Source organism: Streptomyces sp. NPDC037203 (genome assembly GCF_055605065.1).
The window spans coordinates 529,053-545,993 of the sequence record NZ_JBVJUC010000003.1 but is presented as its reverse complement, the minus strand read 5'-3'; the positions used below and the strand labels follow the sequence as shown (position 1 = coordinate 545,993).

Below are 16,941 nucleotides of genomic sequence, written 5' to 3'. Positions count from 1 at the left end.
CGGCCGAGGGCGGGCAATCCGGCCGCACGTGCGATGCTGGAGCAAAGATCTTTCTGGCACGGGTCACGGACGGGAGAGCGCGGCGGCGTGAGGGCAGCGGGGCGGTCGGGGCGGGTACGGATCTGGGACCGGGTCGCGGCATGGGATCCCGGCCTGCTCCGGCTCACCGCGGGGCTGCGCACGGTCGCCTCGATCGCCCTGACCCTCGCCGTGCTCGCCGCACTGGGCGCCCCGGTGCCGATGCTGGTCGCCGGGGCCATCGCGGCGATGGTCGCGACGTTCGCGATCCGTGAGAAGCAACGCGCGCAGCAGGCCGTCACCCTCGCGATCGGCCTGCCGGTGGCCCTCGTCTCGGTCACCCTCGGCACGCTGCTGAGCCGGTACGTCGTCGCGGGCGACCTGTTCTTCGTCGCGCTCATGTTCAGCGCCGTCTACAGCCGCCGGTTCGGCGACCGCGGCCACGCGCTCGGGCTGATCGGCTTCCAGACGTATTTCCTCTCCCTGTTCGTGCACGCCACCCCGGATCTGCTGCCGACGCTGTACGGCGTCGTCGCGGTCGCGTTCGGCTGCGCCGCCCTGGTCCGGTTCGCGCTGCTGCCGCAGACACCGGCGGGCACGCTGGACCGGCTGCGGCAGGCGTTCCGGGCCCGGCTCGCCCAGCTGATCGACACCCAGATCGACCTGCTGGACGCGGGCCCCGAGGACGTGGAGAAGGTCCTGGACGAGCTGCGCACCGGGACGGCGCGGCTGCACGAGACGGCGCTGCTGATCCAGGGCCGGCTGGAGGACGGCACCTCCGACGCGGCGGTGGCCCGGCTGCTCCAGCGCCGGATCGCGGACGCCGAGATCGCCGCCGAGCGGCTCGGCCTGCTGCTGCTCACGGCGCGCAGCGCCGAGCGCGCCGACACCCTCACCCTGCATCTGCCGGGCGCCCCGCTGCCGCTGAGCGGCGAGCAGCCGGTGCGGGACGAGGCCAGGGCCGAACTGCGCCGGGACCTCAAGGCGCTGCGGCTGCTGGCGCTGCGCCCGGCCGGCGAGGCCGCGGGCACCGCGCTCGCGCAGGTGCGCAACCGGCTGCTCGGCTACCGCGAGGAGGAGAACCTGCCCCAGGCCGCGCCGGCCGTGCAGGACGTCTTCCGCGGTCTCGGCGAGATGGCGCGGGCCGCGCTGGGTCTGCGGCTCGCGCTCGACGGGCCGCAGGACGAGTCCGACGACTCCCCCGCGACCACTCGCTCGCGCGAGGAGCTGGACGCGGAGGACACCGCGATCGAGATCAGCGAGGAGACCGAGCCGGCGCAGACGGAGCCGGGCGGGCTGCGCCGGCCCACCACACGGGCCGCGGTGCAGATCGCCGTCGGCTCCTCGCTCGCCATCGTCGGCGGCGAGCTGCTGTCCAGCCAGCGCTGGTACTGGGCGGTGCTGACCTGCTGGATCGTGTTCATCAACACCGCGTCCACCGGGGAGATCCTGGTCAAGGGCTACCGGCGGCTGGTCGGTACGGTGCTCGGCGTGATCGCCGGCATCGGCCTCGCCGGGCTGGTCGGGCACCACACCTGGACGGCGTTCGCGCTGGTGCTGCTGCTGGTCTTCGCGATGTTCTACACCGCGCCGCTGTCGTACACGCTGATGTCGTTCTTCGTGACGGCCGCGCTGGGCCTGCTGTACACGCTGCTCAACACCTACACCGCGGCCGTGCTGGTGCTGCGGATCGAGGAGACGGCACTGGGCGCGGCCTGCGGGGTGATCGCGGCCGCGGTGGTGCTGCCGATCCACACGGACCGCCGTACGAACGAGCTTCTCGTCACCGTCCTCGACCGGCTCGCGGAGGTCACGCGGGGCGCGGTCGACCAGCTCAGCGGCGGAGCGGGCGGCGATCTGGTGGAGCGGGCGCGGGAGCTGGACCAGGCGCTGGCCGATCTGCGCGCCGCCACCCAGCCGCTGACGCATCCCATCACCCCGATGCGGACCCGCCGCAACACCGCCCGCTATGTGGTGGCGCTGCTGGAGACCTGCGCCTACCACGGGCGGTCCCTCGCGGCGACGGCGGAGCTGCTGCCCACGCATCCCTCGATCGCGGCCGATCCCCGGCTGCGCGGAGCGGGCGCGCGGATCGTGCGGAACATCGAGACGATCGCCGCGCATGTCGCGGATCCGCGCTCGGCCGGGGAGATCGAGACCGGCCCCAGCATCGCCTCGATGCTGGAGCCGGGAACTCTGCGCACCCCGCGCTACGGCCGGGTCACCGACCGGGTGCTACGGCATCTGCAACGTCTCGACGAGGCCGTCGCGGGCCTCGCCCGCCCGCTGGGGCTGCGGCCGGAGCCGGCACCGGCGAAGAAGCGGTGACGGATCGCCCGCCGGGTGCCGGCGCGACGGCCTCTCACGCGGCCCCGTCGGGGCGGCGGCCCACCGCCTCCTCGCGGACGCGGGCGCAGCTGCGGCTGATCAGCCGCGAGACGTGCATCTGGGAGATGCCCAGCTGGTCGGCGATGCGGCTTTGCGTCATGTCCTCGAAGAAGCGCATGTAGAGGATGGCCCGTTCGCGCTCGGGCAGCCGGCGCAGGCCCGCCTTGGCGGCCTCGCGGTCGACCACGACGTCGTACGACGTGTCGGTGGCACCGAGGGTGTCGGCGAGGCTGTAGCCGTCGTCGCCGCCGGCCAGTTCGGCGTCCAGCGACAGCGTGCTGAAGCTCTCCAGGGCCTCCAGTCCGGCCGCGACCTCCTCCTCGGTGAGCCCGGTGTGGGCGGCGATGGCAGCGGCGTTGGGTTCCGGGCTGCCGGGATTCTGGGTCAGCTCCCGGCGGGCCACGCGCACCCGGTTGCGCAGTTCCTGCACCCGGCGGGGCACCCTGAGCGCCCACATCCGGTCCCGGAAATGGCGCTTGACCTCGCCGGTGATGGTCGGCACGGCGTAGCTCTCGAACGCGCCGCGCGAGGGGTCGTACCGGTCGACGGCCTTCACCAGGCCCAGCGCCGCCACCTGGCGCAGATCCTCCACGGACTCGCCGCGGTCGCGGAAGCGGCCGGCGATGCGGTGGGCCATGGGGAGCCAGGCCTCGACGAGTTCGTCGCGCAGGGCGTCCCGCTCGGGACCCTCGTCCAGGGCCGCGAGCCGGGTGAACAGTTCCGCGGTCTCCGGGGCGTCGTCGTGGCTCCGGCGCGAAGTCTGGGTTGCGGGGTCGGACGTGCCGGGACGGCCAGTCGACATGTCGGTCAGCATGCGGAATCGCTCCTGAACGTGGTGTCTGGGCGCGGCCGGAAATGGGATTCCGGTTCTGGCCCGAACGGTGCTTGTCAGGTTCGCCGCGGGTGGGTGTGCAGGGCCAACCGGAGAGGGCCCCGGCGGTGAGTCCACCCGCCGGCGTGCGCCTCCGGTCCGAAGCACGAGATTCCGTCTGCCCGCCGCCCCCGGACGCAAACACCCTTCCCGGAAGGAATCGGCAAACCGGGACGGACCCGCAGGTCAGAGGGGGACAGAGGCGGTAAGTGAGAGTGCCGGCCGACGCCCGGACCCGGACTGACCAAGGAGCCGCCGGCCGCCCGCCCGAGGTCACCTGTGGATGGGCGGGGCGCGGGCCGTTCGGCGGGGCCGCCGGGCGCCCCGGTCCGGCGACGCTCGCCGCGTCGGCTCGGACGGTCGGATCTCCGCGTCGGCGCACACCGGCGGGATTCCGGCGTCGGCTCAGGCCAGCGGGACCACCGCGGTGATGCGTTTGCCGCCGCAGGGCAGTTCGCAGACGTGTACGTCGCGGGCGAGGTCGCAGACGATCGGCCAGCCCCGGCCGTGGGGCTGGGCGCGGTCGGGCGCGGAGGGCTTGGCGACCGGGAGTTCGGTGCTGCGGTCGCTCACCGAGACACGGACACCGGCGGAGTCGACGTCGACGTCGAAGCCGGTGATGCCGCCGCCGTGGACGATGGCGTTGGTGGTGAGCTCGGAGGTGACCAGGAGGGCGTCGTCCATGGCCCCCGGTTCGAGCCTCTGGTGACGGGCCCGGCAGCGCTCGGCGACGACACGCCGTACGGCGCTGCGGGCGTCGGCCGGCCGGCACGGCGGTCGGCAGCCGGGTTCGTCGACGGGTATCGCGTACGGGTCTGGCATCCCTTCCCTCCCTGCGGCGGTGCCGGTTTCACATTCCCTCCCCTTCCGGCTGACCCCGAGCGGCGCCCTCAAACACCCTGCGTGCCCCAGTCATCACCGGGACCGGACGGGGTACCCGCGCCCCATGAGCGATGTCGTGGACGCAGACGAACTGCTGCGCCGCATCCAGCGGGGCAGGGACCGCGCGGCCGAGGAGCGCAGGCACTGGACGGAGCGCGCACAGGGCCTCACGGCGACCGAGCCGGAACGCGCCCGTGACGCCGTGGCCACGGCGCGGGCGTACGAGGCCGTGCTGCGGGTGCTGGACGAGATCGTCCGGCCGGGCGCGCATCCGGCGGACGGGGACGACGGCGTGAGACGGGCCACCTGACCGCCGCCCGATTTCCCGGACGGACCGGGAATGGTTTATCGTTCATACATACGTGATGGCGGCACGGGCCATGGAGTCCCGCCCTGTCACCTCTCAGCGGCCCTGGCTGGCTTCCCCCGTCCAGCCAGGGCTTTTTTCTGTCCGGATCTCGACCGGTGCGAAGAAATCCGCTTCCTTCGAGGTGCCCGGCCCGCCGCCAACGGCTGAAATGGGTGTACGCAACGCACCGGCCCACACGAGGCACCGCAGCACCCGAACCGCCGCCGGCGAGGAGCCCGCGCCATGACCAAAGCGATAAAACTGCTGACCGCCCTGCCCCAGGCGCAGCGCGAACGCCTGATGGAGCTGGCCGAAGAGGTGTCCTTCCCGGAGGACACCCGCATCTTCGAGGCGGGCGGCACGGCCGACCGGTTCTGGGTGATCCGCTCCGGCGCGGTCCATCTGGACCAGCAGGTCACCTCGCGGCAGCGGGTGGCCGTGGCCACGCTCGGCGCGGGCGACCTGCTCGGCTGGTCCTGGCTCTTTCCGCCGTACCAGTGGGACTTCGGTTCGGTGGCCTTCAGCAACGTACGCGCCTACGAGTTCGACGGGCCCTCCGTGCTCGCGCTGTGTGTGGAGGACCCGCTGCTCGGGCTGTCGCTGGTGCGCTCGGTGGCGGAGATCCTCGCGCACCGTCTGGAGACCACCCGCGGCAAGCTGATGGACCAGTACACGCTGGGCCGCCGCAGCCCGCTGTAGCCCGCGCCCGCCCGCGTCCCGTCAGATCCGGTAGCGCCGCAGCGCGGGCACCGCGCCCGCCAGGGCCAGCATCAGGACGACGACCAGCACGCCGCCGCCCGCCACGGCCGCGCGCGGCCCGAACACGGCGCCGGCGGTGCCGTGCAGCACATCCGCGAGGCGGGGGCCGCCGGCCACCACGACCGTGAACACGCCCTGCATCCGGCCGCGCATCTCGTCGGTCGCGGCGGACAGCAGGATCGCGCCGCGGAACACCATCGAGACCATGTCGGCGACGCCCGCCGCGGCGAGGAAGGCCAGCGCGATCCAGAGGTTGCCGCTGAGCCCGAACCCGGCGATGGCCACGCCCCAGGCGACGACGGCCCCGATGACCATCCAGCCGTGCCGGCGGGCGCGGGAGAAGACGCCCGAGAGCAGCCCGCCGAGCACCGCGCCGACCGGGATGCCCGCGAACAGCACGCCGAGCGCGAAGCCCGCGCCCCAGGAGTGGTACGTCTGCGCGGCCAGCTGCGGGAACAGGGCGCGGGGCATGCCGAAGACCATGGCGACGATGTCGGCGAGGAAGGACAGCAGCAGCACCTTGTGCCGGGATATGTAGCGGAAGCCCTCGGCTATCTCGCGCACCCCGGCGCGGCGCGCGAGGGCGTCGCCGAGCGGGGGCAGCGCGGGCAGCCGGAAGACGGCCCACACGGTGACGCACAGGGCGAGGGCGTCGATGAGGTACAGCTCTGGCAGGCCGATGACCGGGATGAGCACACCGGCGAGCAGCGGGCCCGCCACCAGGCCGGTCTGCATCACGGTGGAGCTGAGCGCGTTGGCCGCGGGCAGCTCCCCGGCCGGGACGAGCCGGGCGATGGAGGCGTTGCGGGCCGGGGAGTTGAGGCCGAAGAACGCCTGCTGGAGGGCGAGCAGCACCATCAGGACGGCGACGGAGTCCAGCTTGGTGACGGCCTGCGCCCAGAACAGCAGCGAGGTGACCGCGATCCCGATGTTGGTCCACAGCAGCAGCTTGCGCCGGTCCACGGTGTCCGCGACCGCGCCGCCCCACAGCGCGAACACCACCATGGGCACGAGCCCGGCGAGGCTGGCGTAGCCGACCCAGGCGGAGGAGTGCGTGATGTCGTAGATCTGCTTGGGTACGGCGACGGCGGTCAGCTGGCTGCCGACGGAGGTGACGATGGTGGAGGACCACAGGCGCCGGTAGGCGGGGATGCGCAGCGGGCGCGTGTCCATCGCCCAGCGGCGCCAGCCGCGGTGGGGCGCGGGGGCGTCCGCGGGAGCCTCGTCGCCGGTCTCGGTACTGCTCTCGCTGGTGTTCACGGATGTCCTGGTTGCTCGTTACATCTTTTCGGTTCGAGAGCCTAACCATCTCATCGCACCGGCGGCGAACGGCGTCGGTCCCACGGACCGCTTCTCAGCCTCAGGCGAGCAGCGAGACGCCCAGCACGAGCATGGTGAGGGCGACCAGGCCGTCCAGGACCCGCCAGGCGCCGGGCCGGGCCAGAAAGCGGCCGAGCAGGCGGGCACCGAAGCCGAGCGCGGTGAACCAGCACAGGCTGGCGAGCGCGGCCCCGAACCCGAACGTCCAGCGCAGCGGGCCCTGGTCGGCGGCGAGGGAGCCCAGCAGGAACACCGTGTCCAGGTAGACGTGCGGATTGAGCCAGGTCATCGCGAGGCAGGTGAGCACCGCGCGGCGCCGGGACCCGGCCGCCTCGCCCTGCGCGCTCAGCCCGGTCCCGGCGGGCCGCACGACCCGGCGGGCGGCCAGCGCGCCGTAGCAGAGCAGGAAGAGGCCGCCGACGACGCCGACCGCCCTGACCGCGCCGGGCCAGGCCACCACGATCGCGCCGACGCCGCCCACGCCGAGCGCGATGAGTGCCGCGTCGGACAGGGCGCAGATGCCGACCACGGCGGGTACGGCGTCCCGGCGCACCCCCTGGCGCAGGACGAAGGCGTTCTGGGCGCCGATGGCGACGATCAGGGACAGGCCGGTGCCGAAGCCCGCGGCCACGGCGGTCAGAGCGGTGTGGTTCATGGACCGAAGCTAAGGAGATGAGGACTCTCAAGTACAGCTAAAGGTTCTTACGTATCATTAGCGCTTGTGATGGACCTCCCCCTGGACCAGGTGCGGACGCTGCTCGCGGTGGTGGACGAGGGCACCTTCGACGCGGCGGCCGCCGCCCTGCACGTGACGCCGTCGGCGGTCAGCCAGCGGGTCAAGGCGCTCGAACAGCGCACCGGGCGGGTGCTGCTCCAGCGCACCAAGCCGGTCCGGCCCACGGAGTCGGGCGCGGTGCTGGTGCGCTACGCCCGGCAGCTCGCCCGGCTGGAACGGGACGCGTGGGGCGAGCTGGGGCTCGGCAGCGCCGGTGAGCCCACCCGCGTGTCGGTCGCGGTGAACGCGGACTCGCTGGCGACCTGGTTCCTGCCCGCGCTGCGCCGGGTGCCGGGGCTCTGCTTCGAGCTGCACCGCGAGGACGAGGGCCATACGGCGGTGCTGCTGCGCGAGGGCCTGGTGATGGCGGCGGTGACCTCCTCGCCCGACCCGGTGCCCGGCTGCACGGCCCGTCCCCTCGGCCGGATGCGCTATCTCCCGGTGGCGGAGCCGGAGTTCGCCCGCACCAGGGTCGCCGGGCGCCCGCTGCCCGACGCCCTCGCCGCGGCGCCCGTGGTGGTCTTCGACCGCAAGGACGACTTCCAGGACGGCTATGTCCGCCGGCTGGGCGGTGTCTCGGCCGCCTCGCTGCGCCATCACGTGCCCACCTCGGAGGGCTTCCTCGACGCCGTGGCCGCGGGCCTCGGCTGGGGCATGGTCCCGGAGGTGCAGGCCCATCCCCTGCTGGCCGACGGCCGGCTGAGCCTGCTGGCGCCCGGCGAGTGGATGGACGTCACCCTGTACTGGCAGCAGTGGAAGCTGGACTCCCCCGCGCTGGCCGCGCTGGCCGAGGCGGTGACGGCGACGGCGGCGCAGGCGCTGCGCGACTGAGGTCGGCGGCCGGAGAGTGGCCGAACTCCGTTGTGCCACGGCCGGATTCCGCCCTCTTGTCAGTGTGCGCCGTTTCATGCCGCGCCGACCGGTCACCCGCTTCCGAGACAGGCGTCCGCCCCGACGCGGACGACTCCGATCCGAGCGGGAGACTTCCATGGAGAACTGGCGCGAACACGCCGCCTGCCGTTACGAGGACCCCGATCTCTTCTTCCCCATCGGCACCACCGGTCCCGCCCAGGTGCAGGCCGAGCGGGCCAAGGTGGTCTGTGCCCGCTGCCCCGTCCGGCAGCAGTGCCTCGACTGGGCGCTGGACACCGGACAGGCCATAGGCGTCTGGGGCGGCACCACCGAAGTGGAGCGGCGCAGGCTGCGCCGCCGGGCCCGCTCCCACCCGCGCTCGGGCTGAACCGGCGCGTGTTCAGCGACCGCTGCGCCGCAGCGTCCCCCACTGCCGTTCCTGGCGGCCCACCTCCGCTCTGGCCGCCTCGATCACCTCGTCGCCGATCCAGCACAGCGGCTCGGCGTCGACGACCAGGGGTTCGTTGTCCGGGCCCCGGCCGGCCTCGCGGCCCCTGAGGATCCAGGGGCGCACATCGGGGCCCTTGTCGTGCGGGAGGTGCGCGTAGTCGTACAGGCGGCGGGCCACCCACAGTTCCGGCGAGCGGTCGCCCCACCACGGGGCCACGTCCAGGGGGCTGGCGGACAGGCCCGGCAGCGGGACGCCGGTCAGCTCGTCGGTGCTGGAGGCCGCGTCGAGATCGACGCCGGGGCCCTTGGACCAGCGCACGTACAGGCCACGGTGCCGGGCGACCAGGGCGGCCGCCTCGGCCAGCGTGGTCACGGTCGGCAGGCAGTCCGGTGTTCTCATGGCGCCCGGAGTACCCAGGGCGTACGCCCGGAATCGGCCACCGGATTCCGCCGCCACGGAGCCCCAGTCCGGTCTCCCCTCTACGGCTCCCCCGCCCACCGCTCCTCCCCCGGCTCCTCGGTCGCGGGCAGCCGCAGGGTGAACACCGCGCCCGCGCCGGGCTCGCTCGCGGCCCGCGCCGTGCCGCCGTGGGCGGCGACCAGGTGGCGGACGATCGGGAGGCCGAGGCCACTGCCTCCGGTACGGCGGCTGCGGGACTTCTCGGCGCGCCAGAACCGTTCGAAGACATACGGCAGATCCTCGGCGGCGATGCCGGAGCCGGTGTCGGCGACGGTCAGCACGGCGTCGGCGCCGTCCCGGCGGGCCTCGAGGGTGACCGTGCCGCCGGCCGGGGTGTGCCGCAGCGCGTTGGAGACGAGGTTGCCGAGCACCTGCCGCATCCGTACCGGGTCGGCGTCCAGCCAGACCGCGGGCCCGGCCCCGGTCACCAGCGCGACCCCGGCCGCGTCGGCGGCCACCCGGTGGGCGGCGGCGACCTGGCCGAACAACTCGGCGGCGGACAGCGGTTCGCGGTGCAGGCGCAGGGTGCCCGCGTCGGCGGCGGCGAGGTCCTGGAGGTCGTCGATGATCCGCTGGAGGACGAGCGCCTCCTCGTGCAGGGAGTCCAGCAGGCCCGGATCCGGATCGACGACACCGTCGCGCATCACCTCCAGCCAGCCGCGGATGTTGGTGAGCGGGCTGCGCAGTTCGTGCGCGATGTCGCTGACCATCGCCTTGCGCTGGGCCTCCAGGCGCTCGCGGCGCTCCGTGAGCCCGTTGAACGCCTCCGCGAGGATGCCGGTCTCGTCGCGCGTGGTCACCGGCACCCTGACGTGCTGTTCGGGCGGCGCCTGGGCGGCCTCGGTCAGCGCACGCAGCGGCCGTACCAGCCGGCTGGCGACGGCGGCGCCCGCCGCGACGGTGACGGCGAGGACCAGCCCGGCCGCGGAGACCACCTTGGACTTGTTCGCCGGCGAGATGTCGAAGCGGGCGGGACTCTGATCGCCGATGCCGAGGAACAGGTCGGCGGCCGGGGCGACATAGGGCTCCAGTTGGGTGCGGCGGGCACTGAGCACACAGTTCTGGGCCGAGCGCACGCTCGCGTCCTTGCCGTGGCCCGCGAGCTTGGGGAGCAGGGGGCCGCCGCCGAAGCGGTCCTTGCCGCCCGGATCGACGGCGAGGAAGAGGGAGCCGCCGCCGACGTCCAGACCCGTCTGCCGCAGACAGGGGCGGGCGAGCCCGGACAGCGTGTCCAGGGCGCGGGTCTCGGTGGGTGTGGCCGCGTGCAGCCGCGCGTCCTCGCATGCCGGCACGCCGTAGCGGGACGGGGCGCTGCCGTCGGAGCCGGTGAGCACGGGGCGTCCGCCGGGGGTGTGCCGCACGGTGGTCTGGAGGCCGTAGCGGGCGTAGCACCGCTTGCTGCGGGCGGCCAGCGCGTCCAGCCCGGCGCGTTCCTTCGCGGGCAGCCGGTAGGGGCCGACGGCGCGCGGGTCGATGCCGCTGAGCTGGGCGCCGGTGTCGCTGTAGGTGTCGGTGCGCAGCGGGTCGACGCTCGCGGCGGGCCGGGGCGGCAGCGGGGTGCCGCGCGGCGCGGAGTCGGCGAGGAGGACCCGGTCCGGGGTGGTGAGCGCGATCCGGCGGCCGGTCCGCGCGGCCAGTTCCCGCACCGAGCGCCGGACGCCGGACCAGTCGGAGTGGCCGGCCGCGTACCCGCTGAGCTGGGCGAGGATGCTGTTGTCGGCGGCCAGGTCCTGGCCCTGCTCCTCTCTCAGGGCGCTGGTGGTGGTGGTCACCGCGAGCCAGGCGGTGGCCGCCACCGAGCAGACGGCGATCAGGGCGGAGACGGACAGCAGCCGGACCAGGAGCCGCTTGCGCAGCGGGATCCGTCGCCGGTCGCCCTGCCGCGTGCGGGGTCTCACAGTCGGCCGCTGAGCTTGTAGCCGACGCCGAACACGGTGAGCAGCCGGACCGGACGCCGGGAGTCGGCCTCTTTCTTGCGGCGCAGGTTCATGATGTGGACGTCGACGGCCCGTTCGGTGGAGGACCGGTCGAACCCGCGGGTGCAGCGCAGGAGTTGGCGCCGGGTGAACACCCGCTCCGGTTCTGCCGCCATCGCCAGCAGGATCTGGAACTCGGCCGGGGTGACGTCCACCGGCACGCCGTCGCAGCGCACTTCGTGCCGGCCGGGATCGACGCTGAGCCCGGCGGCCCGCACCACCGGGTCCTCGCCGCGCGCGCCGCCGCCCCGCCCGCTGCGCCGCAGCACCGCCCGGATGCGGGCCATCAGCTCGCGCGGGCTGTACGGCTTGGTGAGGTAGTCGTCGGCGCCCAGTTCGAGGCCGAGCAGCAGATCGTCCTCGCCGGAGCGGGCGGTGAGCATCACCACGGGGACGTCCAGATCACCGTCGCCGCCGCGCAGTTCGCGGCAGACGCCGAAGCCGTCCAGGACCGGCAGCATCAGGTCGAGGACGAGGAGATCGGGCCGCAGCCGGCGGGCGGTGGCGAGCGCGGTCGCGCCGTCGTGCACCACCGTCGCGGTGTGTCCCTCGGCCAGCAGGGAGCGGCGGATCAGTTCGGCCTGCTTCTCGTCGTCCTCGGCGACCAGCACATGTGCGCACACCCTTGCGGATCCTAGGCCCTCTCGTTCGGATCAGGGCGGGTCAGGCCGCGAGCCAGTCGGCGTAGCCCATGGCGACGACCGGGTGCCGGGCCGGGTCGAGGGTGTGCAGGAGGTCCTTCATATGGGCCTTGGAGACGCTGACGCAGCCGTGGGTGGGGCCGCCGTGGTCGACGTGCAGCCAGACTCCGCCGCCGCGCCTGGCGCCGAGGGGGCGGGTCCAGTCCAGCGGGGAGGTGCCGGGCTTGCGGTTGTAGTCGATGGCGATGACGTAGTCGAAGCAGCCGTCCAGCGGCTCGCCCTCGAAACCGGTGCCGGGCGAGTGGAATCCGGCGGACTGGTGGTACGGCAGCCTGCTGCCGGGGTCGGGCAGCAGACCCCCGGCGTCGGAGAGGGTGTACACGCCGAGCGGGGAGCGCAGGTCGCCCAGCATGTGGTGGGCGCTCCAGCCGCGCAGCGCGTTGTGCGCGGGCCAGCTCGGGCCCGCCTGCCAGCCGTCGGCGGTGCGCTGGTGCAGGACGACCGTGCACTGGGGGGAGTTCGGACCGCGCCCGGTGGCGACGACGGCCTGGGTGCAGTGCTCCGGTATCTCCGCGGACCGGGTGGGCCCGAGTCCGGGTATGCCCCGAGCGGCCTGTTCGGCCTGCGAGGTGGTACCGGTCGCGGGCGCGGGCCCGGTGGGCCGCGCCCGGCGCCCGGCCTCCCCGCCGCTTGCGCCGCAGCCGGTGAGCAGCAGCGGGGAGGCGAGGAGGGAGAGAGCGGTTCTGCGGTTGATCATGTTGTCGAGCTTGGCGGAGAGTTATGTGGAATCGGTAAGAATTCACGCCCTCTTGGGCTTGCCCTTCGTGAACAGCCAGGTGTGGAAGAGGGAGTCCAGCGGCCTGCCGGACTTCTGCTCGGCGAGACGGACGAACTGCGCGGTGGTGCCGTGCCCGTCGCGGTGTCCGGCGGCCCAGGCGCGCAGGATCGCGAAGAACGTGCGGTCGCCGACCGCCTTGCGCAGCTCGTGCAGGGCCATGGCACCGCGGTCGTAGACCGGCGTGCCGAAGATGTTCGCGCCGCTGCCCGGATCGCCGGGCGGGTAGGCCCACAGGTCGTTGCCCGCGGGGCGGGCGTAGAGGCCGTCGAAGGTCTTCTGGGCGCTCGCGCCGCCGTGTTGTTCCTCGTAGAGCCACTCGGCGTAGGTGGCGAAGCCCTCGTTGAGCCAGATGTCCTTCCAGGAGGTCAGCGACACCGAGTCGCCGAACCACTGGTGGGCGCTCTCGTGCACGAGGGTGTCGATGTCGGGCGCGGAGTCGTAGAGCGGGCGGGTCTGCGTCTCCAGGGCGTAGCCGACGTCCGCGTGGTCCACGATGGCTCCGGCGGACCTGAACGGGTAGGGCCCGAACAGCTTGCTCTCCCAATCAAGGACCGAGGGGAGCTGCTTGAGCACCGGGGCCGCGGCCTTGGCCTCGCGGGGGTCGACGGCGTTGTAGACCCGGATGCCGTCGCGGGTGGTGTACTGCGTGACCTGGAAGGTGCCGATGGTGGCGGTGGCGAGGTAGGCGGCCATGGGCTGGGTCTCGCGCCAACGGAAGGTGGTCCGGCCCTTGGCGGTGCGCTGTCCGAGCAGGGCACCGTTGGCGACGGCGGTGCGCCCCTGCGGCACGGTGATCGTGAAGTCGTACGACGACTTGTCCTTGGGGTGGGCGTTGGCCGGGAACCACGTCATCGCGCCCTGCGGCTCGCCCGCGACGAACGCGCCGTCGTCGGTGGGGATCCAGCCGTCCGCCGAGCCGTCGGGGTCGGTGACGGGCTTGGGGGTGCCGTGGTAGGCGACGGTGATCGTGAAGTCCTGGCCGGTGCGCAGGGCGCGGCGCGGGGCGACGACGAGTTCCTGCCCGGAGCGCTTGACGCCCGCGGCGGCGCGGTCCACCGTGACGCCGTCGACCGTCAGCCCCGAGAAGTCGAGGTCGAAGCGGCTGAGCGGCTGGGTGGCGCGGGCGGTGAGGACCGCGGTGCCGTCCAGCCGGCCGCCCCCCTGGTAGCTCAGCGTCAGGTCGTAATGGCGGACGTGGTAGCCGCCGTTGCCGCTGAGCGGGAAGTATGGGTCGCCCGCGCCGGCCGCGCCGGTGGTGCCCGCGCCGGCCGGGCCGGCGGCACCGACGAGCGCGGCCACGGCGACGGGCACGGTGGCGAGCACCGCCCTGCGGCCGAGGACCGTGGTACGACGGCGTGCGGGCTGTCTGCGGGGTGACGTCACGTGCGCTCCTCGAAGGTGGCTGCTGATCGACTGGCCCACAGACTAGAGGCGCCGGTGTCCTCGGGTCTCCCCCGTTTTCGTCCCGGCCGTCCGGTGTCCGGAACGCCGCTCGGCGGGGACCGGCAGAGCCAGGCCGCCGACCGGCGCTCCGCCCCTGCCCGCAGTACCCTCGCCGGAAGTGGCCGCCGTCGCGAAGGGAGGGCCTGCTCGTGAGCGTGCGGGTGCGCCGGATCTACGAACCGCCCGAGTCCGGCGACGGGCTGCGGGTGCTGGTCGACCGGCTGTGGCCGCGCGGGGTGGCCAGGGAGGCGGCGCACGTGGACGAATGGCCGAAGGGGCTCGCCCCGTCGGCGGAGCTGCGCACCTGGTTCCACGGCGGCGGGTCGTACGACGAGTTCCGCGCCCGGTACGAGGCGGAGCTGGCCGCGCCCGAAGCCGCGGAGCTGCTCGACGGCCTGCGGGAGTCGGTGCGCGAGGGCCCGGTGACGCTGCTGACGGCGGTCAAGACCCCGGAGCGCAGCCACGCGCAGGTGCTTGTGGAGCTGCTCGCCGACTGAGGTCAGCCGGTGTGCCGGGCCGCGTGCCGGCCCGCGGCGCGGCCCGAGAAGAGGCAGCCGCCGAGGAAGGTGCCCTCCAGGGAGTTGTAGCCGTGCACCCCGCCGCCACCGAACCCGGCCACCTCGCCGGCCGCGTACAGCCCCTCGATCGGCGCCCCCTCGGCGTCGAGGGCCCGCGAGTCGAGGTCGGTCTGGATGCCGCCGAGCGTCTTGCGGGTCAGCACATGCATCCGTACACCGATCAGCGGGCCCGCGGCCGGGTCCAGCAGGCGGTGCGGCGCGGCCACCCGGCCGAGCCGGTCGCCCAGGTAGCGGCGGGCGTTGCGGATGCCCTGGATCTGGGAGTCCTTGCTGTAGGGGTTGGCGATCTGGAGGTCGCGGGCCTCGATCTGGCGGCGCACCCCGGCCGGGTCCAGCAGCGGCTGCCCGGTGAGGCCGTTCATCTTCTCGACCAGCCGCTCCAGGCTGTCCGCGGTGACGAAGTCGGCGCCCTTGTCGAGGAATGCCTGTACCGGTCCGGGAGCACCCTTGCCGAGGACGCGGGCGCGTACCACCGCCTTGCGGTCCCTGGACGTGATGTCGGGGTTCTGCTCGGAGCCGGAGAGCGCGAACTCCTTCTCGATGATCTTCCGGGTGAGGATGAACCAGGAGTGGTCGTAGCCCGCGATGTCCTCGGTGGTGCGCAGGTATGCGAGCGTGCCCAGGGTGTCGTAGCCGGGCAGGCAGGGGTCGGGCAGCCGGCGGCCGAGGGCGTCCAGCCAGATGGCGGAGGGGCCGGGCAGGATGCGGATGCCGTGACCGGGCCAGACCGGGTCCCAGTTCTGGAGCCCCTCGGTGTAGTGCCACATCCGGTCCCGGTTGACCAGGCGCACGCCGGCCGCCGCGCTGATGTCGAGCATCCGGCCGTCCACATGGGCGGGAACGCCGGTGACCATCCGGGCGGGGGGTGTGCCGAGCCGCGCGGGCCAGTAGCGGCGCACGATGTCGTGGTCGGCGCCGATGCCGCCGGTGGTGACGACGACGGCCTGGGCGGTGAGTTCGAAGTCGCCGGCCCGCTCACGGCTGGAGGCGACGCCGCGCGGGGAGTCGTCGGCGGCGAGCAGGGTGCCGCGCACGCCGCGGGCGGTGCCGTCCTCGATGACCAGCTCGTCCACCTGGTGGCGGTGGTGGAAGGTGAGCAGTCCGTCGCGGGCGGCCTGCCGGGCGTAGCGGACGAAGGGCTCGACCACTCCGGTGCCGGTGCCCCAGGCGATGTGGAAGCGGGGCACGGAGTTGCCGTGCCCGTCGGCCCTGAGGTCGCCGCGCTCGGCCCAGCCGACGGTGGGCAGCAGTTCGATGCCGTGCCCCTGGAGCCAGGACCGCTTCTCGCCGGCCGCGAACTCCACGTAGGCGCGGGCCCAGCGCACCGCCCAGGAGTCCTCGTCCTCGGTCCGATCGAAGCGCGCGCTGCCGCGCCAGTCGTTCCAGGCCAGTTCGAGGGAGTCCTTGATGCCGATGCGTCGCTGTTCGGGCGAGTCCACGAGGAAGAGGCCGCCGAAGGACCAGTACGCCTGGCCACCGAGGTTGGCGGCGTTCTCCTGGTCGACGAGGACCACCCGCCGTCCCTGGCGGGTGAGTTCGTGGGCGGCGACCAGGCCGGCGAGGCCCGCTCCGACGACGATGACGTCCGCGTCCATGGCGTGGGGGTCCTTCCTCAGTGGGTGGCGGGGGCGGGGGCGGCGGCGCCGTCCGTGAGCAGCGCGGTGAGCAACTGCTTGAGCCAGCGGCGCGCGTGTTCGACGTCCTGGTCCAGCAGGAGCTGGGTGGTGACGCCGTCGTACGCCGCGACGACGGCGTGCGCGGCACCGTCCGTGCCGCCGAGTACGGCGGGCAGCGCGGTGTGGCCGCGGGCCCGGAAGAGGCGGTCCGCGACGGCTTCCCGGAGCCGGGCGCGATGGCCGAGCAGGACGCGGGCGACGCGCGGGTCGCGGGCCGCGTGCACCAGGAAGTCGGTCTTCACCAGCAGCCAGTCCACGTCGAGCAGCAGCACCTCGGTGACGCGGTCCACGGCGGCCGGTACGTCCAGCTCGGGGCCGTCCTCGGCGAGGGCGTCCGCGACCTGGGCGGCGATGAGGTCGGCGCGTTCCTGGTAGAGGGCGAAGAACAGCTCGTCCAGGGTGGCGAAGTTGGAGTAGAAGGCGCCCCTGCTGTAGCCGGCGGCCTCGCAGACCTCCTCGATGGAGACCCGCCCGAACCCCTTGGCCGCGAACACCCGGAACGCGGCGTCCAGCAGCCGGGCGCGGGTCTCCACCCGGCGCCGGGTGACGCGTTTGGCGGTCTCGGGCATGACGGCACCTCCGTTCGATACATGAATGTATTCGATACACCGGTGTATCGGAAGAGGAACCGACCCCGGATTCCGGACCGATGATCGTATGGGAAC

At 73.6% G+C, this 16,941-nt stretch carries 17 protein-coding genes; 6 read left to right on the top strand and 11 right to left on the bottom strand.

From position 1 onward, the window contains the following. Nucleotides 1-33: 33 nt before the first annotated feature. Nucleotides 34-2,346, top strand: coding sequence for an FUSC family protein (locus ACZ7EC_RS11660; protein WP_471061110.1), 2,313 nt, complete (start codon nt 34-36; stop codon nt 2,344-2,346). Between the two features lie 34 nt (nt 2,347-2,380). Here the strand turns inward: ACZ7EC_RS11660 and ACZ7EC_RS11655 are convergent, their stop codons facing one another. Together ACZ7EC_RS11655 and ACZ7EC_RS11650 are read right to left on the bottom strand one after the other, a co-directional pair. Continuing rightward, nucleotides 2,381-3,220 (bottom strand): SigB/SigF/SigG family RNA polymerase sigma factor, encoded by an 840-nt coding sequence (locus ACZ7EC_RS11655; protein ID WP_471061107.1) that lies wholly within the window; start codon nt 3,218-3,220, stop codon nt 2,381-2,383. Between the two features lie 462 nt (nt 3,221-3,682). Then, the gene (locus ACZ7EC_RS11650) at nt 3,683-4,099 is read right to left on the bottom strand and encodes an ATP-binding protein (RefSeq protein WP_471061104.1); all 417 of its coding nucleotides are present in this window, start codon (nt 4,097-4,099) and stop codon (nt 3,683-3,685) included. 124 nt (nt 4,100-4,223) lie between these two features. Here ACZ7EC_RS11650 and ACZ7EC_RS11645 point away from each other — a divergent pair, with 124 nt between their 5' ends. Both ACZ7EC_RS11645 and ACZ7EC_RS11640 read left to right on the top strand, forming a co-directional pair. Beyond that, nucleotides 4,224-4,469, top strand: a complete 246-nt coding sequence (locus ACZ7EC_RS11645) for a hypothetical protein (protein WP_471061101.1) — start codon at nt 4,224-4,226, stop codon at nt 4,467-4,469. Between the two features lie 282 nt (nt 4,470-4,751). Beyond that, nucleotides 4,752-5,207: a cyclic nucleotide-binding domain-containing protein gene (locus tag ACZ7EC_RS11640; protein ID WP_471061098.1), complete on the top strand. Its 456-nt coding sequence runs from the start codon at nt 4,752-4,754 to the stop codon at nt 5,205-5,207. A gap of 21 nt (nt 5,208-5,228) precedes the next feature. On the opposite strand, the gene ACZ7EC_RS11635 is transcribed toward ACZ7EC_RS11640, so the two are convergent. After that, nucleotides 5,229-6,527, bottom strand: a complete 1,299-nt coding sequence (locus ACZ7EC_RS11635; RefSeq protein ID WP_471061095.1) for an MFS transporter — start codon at nt 6,525-6,527, stop codon at nt 5,229-5,231. A 100-nt stretch (nt 6,528-6,627) separates the two neighbouring features. Continuing rightward, the gene (locus ACZ7EC_RS11630) at nt 6,628-7,242 is read right to left on the bottom strand and encodes a LysE/ArgO family amino acid transporter (protein ID WP_471061091.1); all 615 of its coding nucleotides are present in this window, start codon (nt 7,240-7,242) and stop codon (nt 6,628-6,630) included. 69 nt (nt 7,243-7,311) lie between these two features. On the opposite strand from ACZ7EC_RS11630, the gene ACZ7EC_RS11625 reads away from it, so the two are divergent. Together ACZ7EC_RS11625 and ACZ7EC_RS11620 are read left to right on the top strand one after the other, a co-directional pair. Beyond that, entirely contained in the window at nt 7,312-8,193 is an 882-nt protein-coding gene (locus ACZ7EC_RS11625) for a LysR family transcriptional regulator ArgP (protein WP_471062034.1), read from the top strand. Nucleotides 8,194-8,350: 157 nt separating this feature from the next. Beyond that, nucleotides 8,351-8,602 carry a WhiB family transcriptional regulator gene (locus ACZ7EC_RS11620; protein ID WP_471061088.1) on the top strand — a complete coding sequence of 84 codons (252 nt, stop codon included), beginning with the start codon at nt 8,351-8,353 and terminating at the stop codon, nt 8,600-8,602. Nucleotides 8,603-8,614: 12 nt separating this feature from the next. On the opposite strand, the gene ACZ7EC_RS11615 is transcribed toward ACZ7EC_RS11620, so the two are convergent. From ACZ7EC_RS11615 to ACZ7EC_RS11595, 5 genes are all read right to left on the bottom strand, one after another. Further along, complete coding sequence (locus tag ACZ7EC_RS11615; protein ID WP_471061085.1) at nt 8,615-9,064, bottom strand: DUF6098 family protein; 450 nt, start codon at nt 9,062-9,064, stop codon at nt 8,615-8,617. A gap of 80 nt (nt 9,065-9,144) precedes the next feature. After that, nucleotides 9,145-11,022: a sensor histidine kinase gene (locus ACZ7EC_RS11610; protein WP_471061082.1), complete on the bottom strand. Its 1,878-nt coding sequence runs from the start codon at nt 11,020-11,022 to the stop codon at nt 9,145-9,147. Beyond that, nucleotides 11,019-11,723: a response regulator transcription factor gene (locus ACZ7EC_RS11605; RefSeq protein WP_471061080.1), complete on the bottom strand. Its 705-nt coding sequence runs from the start codon at nt 11,721-11,723 to the stop codon at nt 11,019-11,021. Before ACZ7EC_RS11605 ends, ACZ7EC_RS11610 begins: the two co-directional genes overlap by 4 nt. A gap of 40 nt (nt 11,724-11,763) precedes the next feature. Continuing rightward, entirely contained in the window at nt 11,764-12,498 is a 735-nt protein-coding gene (locus ACZ7EC_RS11600) for a L,D-transpeptidase family protein (RefSeq protein WP_471061077.1), read from the bottom strand. 42 nt (nt 12,499-12,540) lie between these two features. Further along, entirely contained in the window at nt 12,541-13,962 is a 1,422-nt protein-coding gene (locus ACZ7EC_RS11595; protein ID WP_471061074.1) for a M1 family metallopeptidase, read from the bottom strand. A 209-nt stretch (nt 13,963-14,171) separates the two neighbouring features. On the opposite strand from ACZ7EC_RS11595, the gene ACZ7EC_RS11590 reads away from it, so the two are divergent. Beyond that, the gene (locus ACZ7EC_RS11590) at nt 14,172-14,519 is read left to right on the top strand and encodes a DUF488 domain-containing protein (RefSeq protein ID WP_471061071.1); all 348 of its coding nucleotides are present in this window, start codon (nt 14,172-14,174) and stop codon (nt 14,517-14,519) included. A gap of 2 nt (nt 14,520-14,521) precedes the next feature. Here the strand turns inward: ACZ7EC_RS11590 and ACZ7EC_RS11585 are convergent, their stop codons facing one another. Both ACZ7EC_RS11585 and ACZ7EC_RS11580 read right to left on the bottom strand, forming a co-directional pair. Beyond that, nucleotides 14,522-16,195, bottom strand: a complete 1,674-nt coding sequence (locus ACZ7EC_RS11585; RefSeq protein ID WP_471061068.1) for an FAD-binding dehydrogenase — start codon at nt 16,193-16,195, stop codon at nt 14,522-14,524. 17 nt (nt 16,196-16,212) lie between these two features. Further along, a complete protein-coding gene (locus ACZ7EC_RS11580; RefSeq protein ID WP_471061064.1) occupies nt 16,213-16,845 on the bottom strand; it encodes a TetR/AcrR family transcriptional regulator in 633 nt (210 codons plus the stop codon). Nucleotides 16,846-16,941 lie beyond the last annotated feature (96 nt).